This is a genomic window from Microvirga aerilata (assembly GCF_016743775.1).
GTDB classification, from domain to species: domain Bacteria; phylum Pseudomonadota; class Alphaproteobacteria; order Rhizobiales; family Beijerinckiaceae; genus Microvirga; species Microvirga aerilata.
Genome location: NZ_JAEQMY010000171.1, coordinates 1 through 5,562 on the forward strand (window position 1 = coordinate 1; position 5,562 = coordinate 5,562).

Below are 5,562 nucleotides of genomic sequence, written 5' to 3' on the forward strand. Positions count from 1 at the left end.
GGAGCAACTCGCAAGGGGTATTCCTGGCGCAACGATCAGGATCCATCGCGACATCGGCCATGATCCCCAGTGGGAGGCCCCCGAGGACTTCGTGGCGGACCTGCTTGCCTTTGTGCAAAATGCTGCGTTGTCTGCAGGTCCAGGTCAGCCCAGTTGATGATGCTGCTCCATTGTGCAGAAGATCCCAGTGGAGTGTTAAACGTCCTACGCCCATTGCGACCTTGCATGTCTGGTCTGGTCCGGTCGGCCGGACATGCAACGATGGTGCTCTCAGACCTCGCCAACGTTTGGCGCGCGCATCTCTTGGAGCTCGTACCTCTGGATAGTCTTGAGCAGCCGCTCGCTTGAGACTGGAAAGTCTGCCCACCTGAGGCGTAATCTGACGACGGCGTTCCACAGCACGAGTTGGCCAACCCGACAAGGGAGCGTTCCCTTTGATGAGCCACCTGACCAGACGCGTTTGGGCTATCATTGTCGGTGTTAGCTTGGCCCTCGTCCTTGCCGTCGGATCGGCTACTCTGTTGTGGATCGGTCAATCCCCTATCTGCCTGGCGGTCGCCACCTCCATCACAGGCCCATCCAGTTCAGCCGGCCTCGAAAGCTTCTCCGCGGCCAAGCTCTACATCGACGAGGTCAACCGGACCGGCGGAGTTCACGGACACCCCGTCGAGCTCACGGTCTTTGATGATGCGAGCACGGCCGATCAGGCCCGCGCCAATGTCGAACCCATTGCCCAAAGTGCCTGCATTGCGGTGCTCGGACACTATCTCAGCACCGCTTCCCTGGCAGCTGGGCCCGGCTACAAGGCGGCTCGCATCCCGGCCCTGACCGGAACCTCCTTTGTTGATGAGCTCACAAAGGACAACCCGTACTATTTCCGCGCCCAGACCACCAGTTCGGTGCAGGGCCGCTCCATCGCCGAGTACCTGCGGCATGTTCTCCAAACCCCGGCCGTGCACATCGTCCACTCCCGTGACAGCTTCGGCCGCAGCTTCCTGGACGGCTTTGCCACCGGCTATGAGGGGCAGGCTTATGACATCTGGTCCTTTGATCCGGATCCCGGCACGCGCAGCGCATCAGCCCAGGCTGTGGCCGATGCTCTTGTGCGGCAACCGGATCAGGGTGTGATCGTGATCGGCACGGGCGCCGACAACATTCCGGCCGTGCTCACGGCCATCCGCCGCCGCGGCCTGACTGGCCCTGTCGTGGCCGCGGGCGGCGCCGGCAGTGAGGAGTTCCTGCAGAACTTTGCCCACGAGCCGGAGGAAACGGAGCAGCCCGGCTTCTTCAGCCACAACCTTTATGCGTCCGCACCGGTGATCTTTGACAGTGCCGGTGCACCGGCCCAGGCCTTTGCCATCAGCTACCTCAACGCAACCGGCCGGCATCCAGGCTGGATCGCGGCCGGAGCCAACGGCGCAGCCCGCCTGATGATTGAGGCGATGCGCCGGGCCCGGATCCAGGCCCGTTCAGACAGCAGGGACACTGACCGGGAACGCATTCGGGCTGAACTGGCGAAGATCAACCGGCCCGAGACGGCCGTCAGCGGCCTCAATGGCCTTCTCTACTTTGACAGCCACCGCGACATGCCGCGTCCGGTTCGGGTAGGGTTCTTCCGCTTGGGTCGCTTCGTGACGGCCCCGCAGCAACTCGTGCTGGTTGAGCATCCGGAAGCCATGGATCTAAAACGACATGTTCAAGACGAGCACGTTGTCTCGGTAGGCCCGCGGCATTACTGGCGCCAGAGGGTCGTGTACAGCGGCATCGACATCATCCGGTTGAACCGGATTGACGTACGGCAGGGCACCTTCAACATCGATTTCTTCCTCTGGATGCGTTACGCCGGCGAAGATGAGGCCCCGACCCGGGTTGAGTTTCCGGCCCTGCTCGACCGGGCCGCCTTCGATCCGACGCGGCCGCTCGAGAGTGGCAAGGAGGACGGTCTCACCTATCGCCTCTATCGGATCGCGGGCGACTTCAAGGCAGGCTATGATCTGCGCGATTACCCTTTTGATGTTCAGCAGCTGGATCTGCGCTTTCGCAACACAGCAGAAGGGCGCGAACGCATCGCGTATGTCGTCGACACCTTTGGCCTCCGGCTTGCGGGCGATAACGGCTCCTCAGTTTCAGACGCGAGTCCGTATAGTGGCCTGCAGCTCTGGCGATACCTGCAGACACGCTATTTCGTGACTTCTCTCCCGAGCATGTCCACCTTGGGCAAGGCCTCCGCCTTCGGGTCAGTGGTGCGGACGGAATATGCCGGCTTCAGCGCTTCTGTTGTGCTGCAGCGGGATTTTGCGATCTTTATGCTCAAGACGCTCCTGCCGCTGTTCCTGCTGGCGATTGTGGTGTTCACGACGTTGTTCTTCCCGGAGACCCTGTTCCGCGAGCGCACCACGATTCCGGTAACGGCGATGCTGACCAGTGCGGTGCTGCTCGTGAGTGTGAACAATCAGCTGGGCGATGTTGGCTATACAGTCGCAATTGAGATCCTGTTCTACGCCTTCTTTGGCCTGTGTCTCATGGCCATGCTGACGGCCTTTGGTCACGAGCGCCTGCGCAGTTTTGGCAAAGTTCGCTTAGCGCATGTGCTCGATCGCTCCACCCAGGTGCTCTACGCCGGGACCGCCCTGGCGATTTTTGGGCTGTTCTATTGGCGCTACGGCATGCAGTAATCGTGCAGCATGCCGGGGGTTGGCAGGAGATGTCGCGGCCGCACCTGGTGAGAAGTTCTTTCAGGTCCGGGTAAGGAGCGGGAAGCGAAGGGAGGGCAATAGAGCGTGCCTGATGATCTCAGACCAGAATTGATGCCGAGCATAGAAGATCGGCTGCAGTCCCCTGCCCTATCGCGCTTTGGCCCAGCTCGTTAGCCATTCCCGTTTCCGTGACAAGGCCGCTTTGGGAGATCCAGTGGTGAAACCAGACTATCTCAGGCCGAGGAACGAAAGGATAGCAAGGACAACGACGATAGCTCCGATTATCCAGATGATCCGATTCATCGCGTGAAACTCCTAGGAAGGGATTGTCTGAGCCAAGCTTTGTGCTGAACCTTTCGTTCCGCTGACACATAGCCCAACAGAGTTCCTGGACAGATGGATAAGGACAAGAGGCCAGATGCTGAACGTGCGGGAACGCACCGCCGGTAGAGCCACTCAAAAGTATTCTCCTGACAACGTTATCGCCTCCTGTGTTGTTGAGTAGATCATGATTGTCAGAGCCTCACACGCAGCAACGGTAATGGTGATGAACATTCATCCCGGCGATGCTGTCGCTCATGGCTTGGTAGCATCCTGACAAGGTTTGCCCAGCGTGCCCACCCCATCAGAGGCCGCAATGGAACACATGAAGTTAGTAACCGCTGCTATCATCCTCGCGGGTATGGGTTCTGGTGCATTGGCCCAGAGCCATCCTCTGACCTTACAAATGACCTGTGATGGGGCACGGCAACTGGTGGCCATCCAGGGTGCTGTCGTCCTTAATACAAGTGCTAAGACCTATGACCGTTACGTAGGAGCGGCTGGTCAATGTGTGCGGGGCGAAGTCATGAACCCTGTTTGGGTTCCGACAGCAGATACTCCTCAATGCCCCATTGGATATCGCTGTGTGCCACGCACAAGGTCATCGGGAGGCTAAGGGAGTAGGTAGTCCTGCGCCGCCTATTCCTGAATATCGATAAGATGGCCTAACACCTCACCGGCGCCAAGCGCATACGTGAAAACCTGTCCTGTGTTTTCGCATGTTCGTCAGTATGGAATCGCTCCAGAGCGTCTTTATGGAACTCCTTGCAGCGCCCTCTCGGATGATCGTGCCGACGAATGCTACTACTTGCCCTTGCAAGAGACAATCAGCTCAAGCCGGAAGGTCGATGTGAAAGAGAACCGTTCGACTTCCCTGGGTACAGACCTTAGCCAATCGGATTGATGTCATCCAACAGACGAAGCAGGTCGGTCATGCTCCGTCCCGATCACTGATCAGTGCCTGCGAGCCTGAACCATATAGACGGGTACCGTGGTCTCGCCAAGTGCCCTGCAGGCTTCCAGACGATGCAGGCCCTCAACCAGAACAAACCGCTTGCCGTCAGGCCGCAGAAGGATAGGCGCCTCCTGGCCCTTTTCTATGATGCTGGCTGCAAGCGATTGAACCTTCTTCAAACCAAACGTTTGCCGCCGTTTCACAGGCCCATAGACGTCCTAGATGGCGAGCATCTCCTTTTTCATCATTGTCCTGATTGCTCCAATAGCATGTCATGTCGGATCGCAGCGTGTACGCCGCGTGATGGCTTGCCTAGGAACATGCCGTTTCAAGAGCCGTTTCCCATTAAAGCCAGCTTGGCAGCAAGGTGGAGTGGCCGTGTTGGGTTTCTGCAACCGGAGACACAACCATGAGCAAACTGACAGCTGTTGGGCTTCACCGTCCTGGCAATGCGCAAGCCGTTCGCCTCCTGACGTGACGGAGTCTGCCGCAGCGTGTCCTGTAATACCCACCTGTTGGACAGGTCGCGTGGAGGTCTGACGCAAAAAGTAAGCAGAGGTCTCTTTTTGCTGAGCGTTCCTTAGGCAACGCTGGAGGACCGAACAGCCACTGTGGTTTGGTACAGGTAGTAACTGTTGAACCGCATCCCCGTCTGTGCGGCCTGGTTGCAGAAGCCTGGCGGCGTTTCATCCGAAGGGCGAAGGGCTTGATCAAACGTCCAGTCCTCCGCGGTCACGAAGGTTGGGACTGGAGAATGTTCAGGCACAGCGCACATGATGTTGGGGCGCAGCTGATTCCGAAAGAGATTGTAGGTGTCATCCCGCGGTTCTGATCCCACAGGAGCCAATGGATGAACAGATGTCATGGGTCCCCTCCCCAAGGCCGGCGTGCTGGACGTTTTCTTGTTTTCAGCGCGTTGGCTAACTCTACACGAGGGCAGTGCCATTCCGTAGCACTCCTAGGGAGTACAGGTGTTTCAAAAACCTCGGAGGAAAATGACACTAAGCCCCGAGTCTATCAGTATCCAAGGCACCACCTCTGAATGGTCTTGGGCGCCTATCCAGGCAAGGAGTACTCTTCATTGTGAGAGCGGCGTCCGCCTTGGTCTGCTGCCGGGAACCTATCGGTCCGGCATGCATCCAATCCATGTCGCTCACAGAGGTTTTCACCGGGAGGAACGAACCATGCATCGCACAATTAGCCTGACCTTGGCCCTCAGCCTTGCCGCCGCCGCACCCGCCTTTGCCCGTCACTGCCCGGCCGATATGGCTGCCATCGACAAGGCCCTGCCGACGGCTCAAATCTCAGCCTCAGACAAGCAGAAGGTCATGGAGTTGCGCAAGCAGGGCGAGGATCTCCACAAAGCCGGCAACCACCCTGAGTCAGAGAGGCTTCTCGGCCAAGCCAAAAAGATCCTGAAAATCTGAGGTCACTGGGAACAGGTCCGCAGCACTGCGAACCTGTTCCCAGTCACTCGGCGGCGCCTCTTTTCATCTCTGGCTCAGAGGGCGTAGTGCCAGGCCCCGAGTGCGAACAGGACAACCTGTCCGGCGTAGATAGCGGCACAAACGCGGGTTTCAGCATCCAGCG

General features: G+C 58.6%; 3 protein-coding genes. 2 read left to right on the top strand and 1 reads right to left on the bottom strand.

What is annotated here, in order from left to right:
- Nucleotides 1-437: 437 nt before the first annotated feature.
- Nucleotides 438-2,675 carry an ABC transporter substrate-binding protein gene (locus JKG68_RS30655; RefSeq protein WP_202066060.1) on the top strand — a complete coding sequence of 746 codons (2,238 nt, stop codon included), beginning with the start codon at nt 438-440 and terminating at the stop codon, nt 2,673-2,675.
- Between the two features lie 1,296 nt (nt 2,676-3,971).
- Here JKG68_RS30655 and JKG68_RS30660 read toward each other — a convergent pair.
- Entirely contained in the window at nt 3,972-4,175 is a 204-nt protein-coding gene (locus JKG68_RS30660; protein ID WP_312891054.1) for a ParB N-terminal domain-containing protein, read from the bottom strand.
- 981 nt (nt 4,176-5,156) lie between these two features.
- Between JKG68_RS30660 and JKG68_RS30665 the strand changes: the two genes are divergently transcribed.
- On the top strand, nt 5,157-5,399 hold the full coding sequence (locus JKG68_RS30665; protein WP_202066062.1) for a PA2433 domain-containing protein: 243 nt from the start codon (nt 5,157-5,159) through the stop codon (nt 5,397-5,399).
- Nucleotides 5,400-5,562 lie beyond the last annotated feature (163 nt).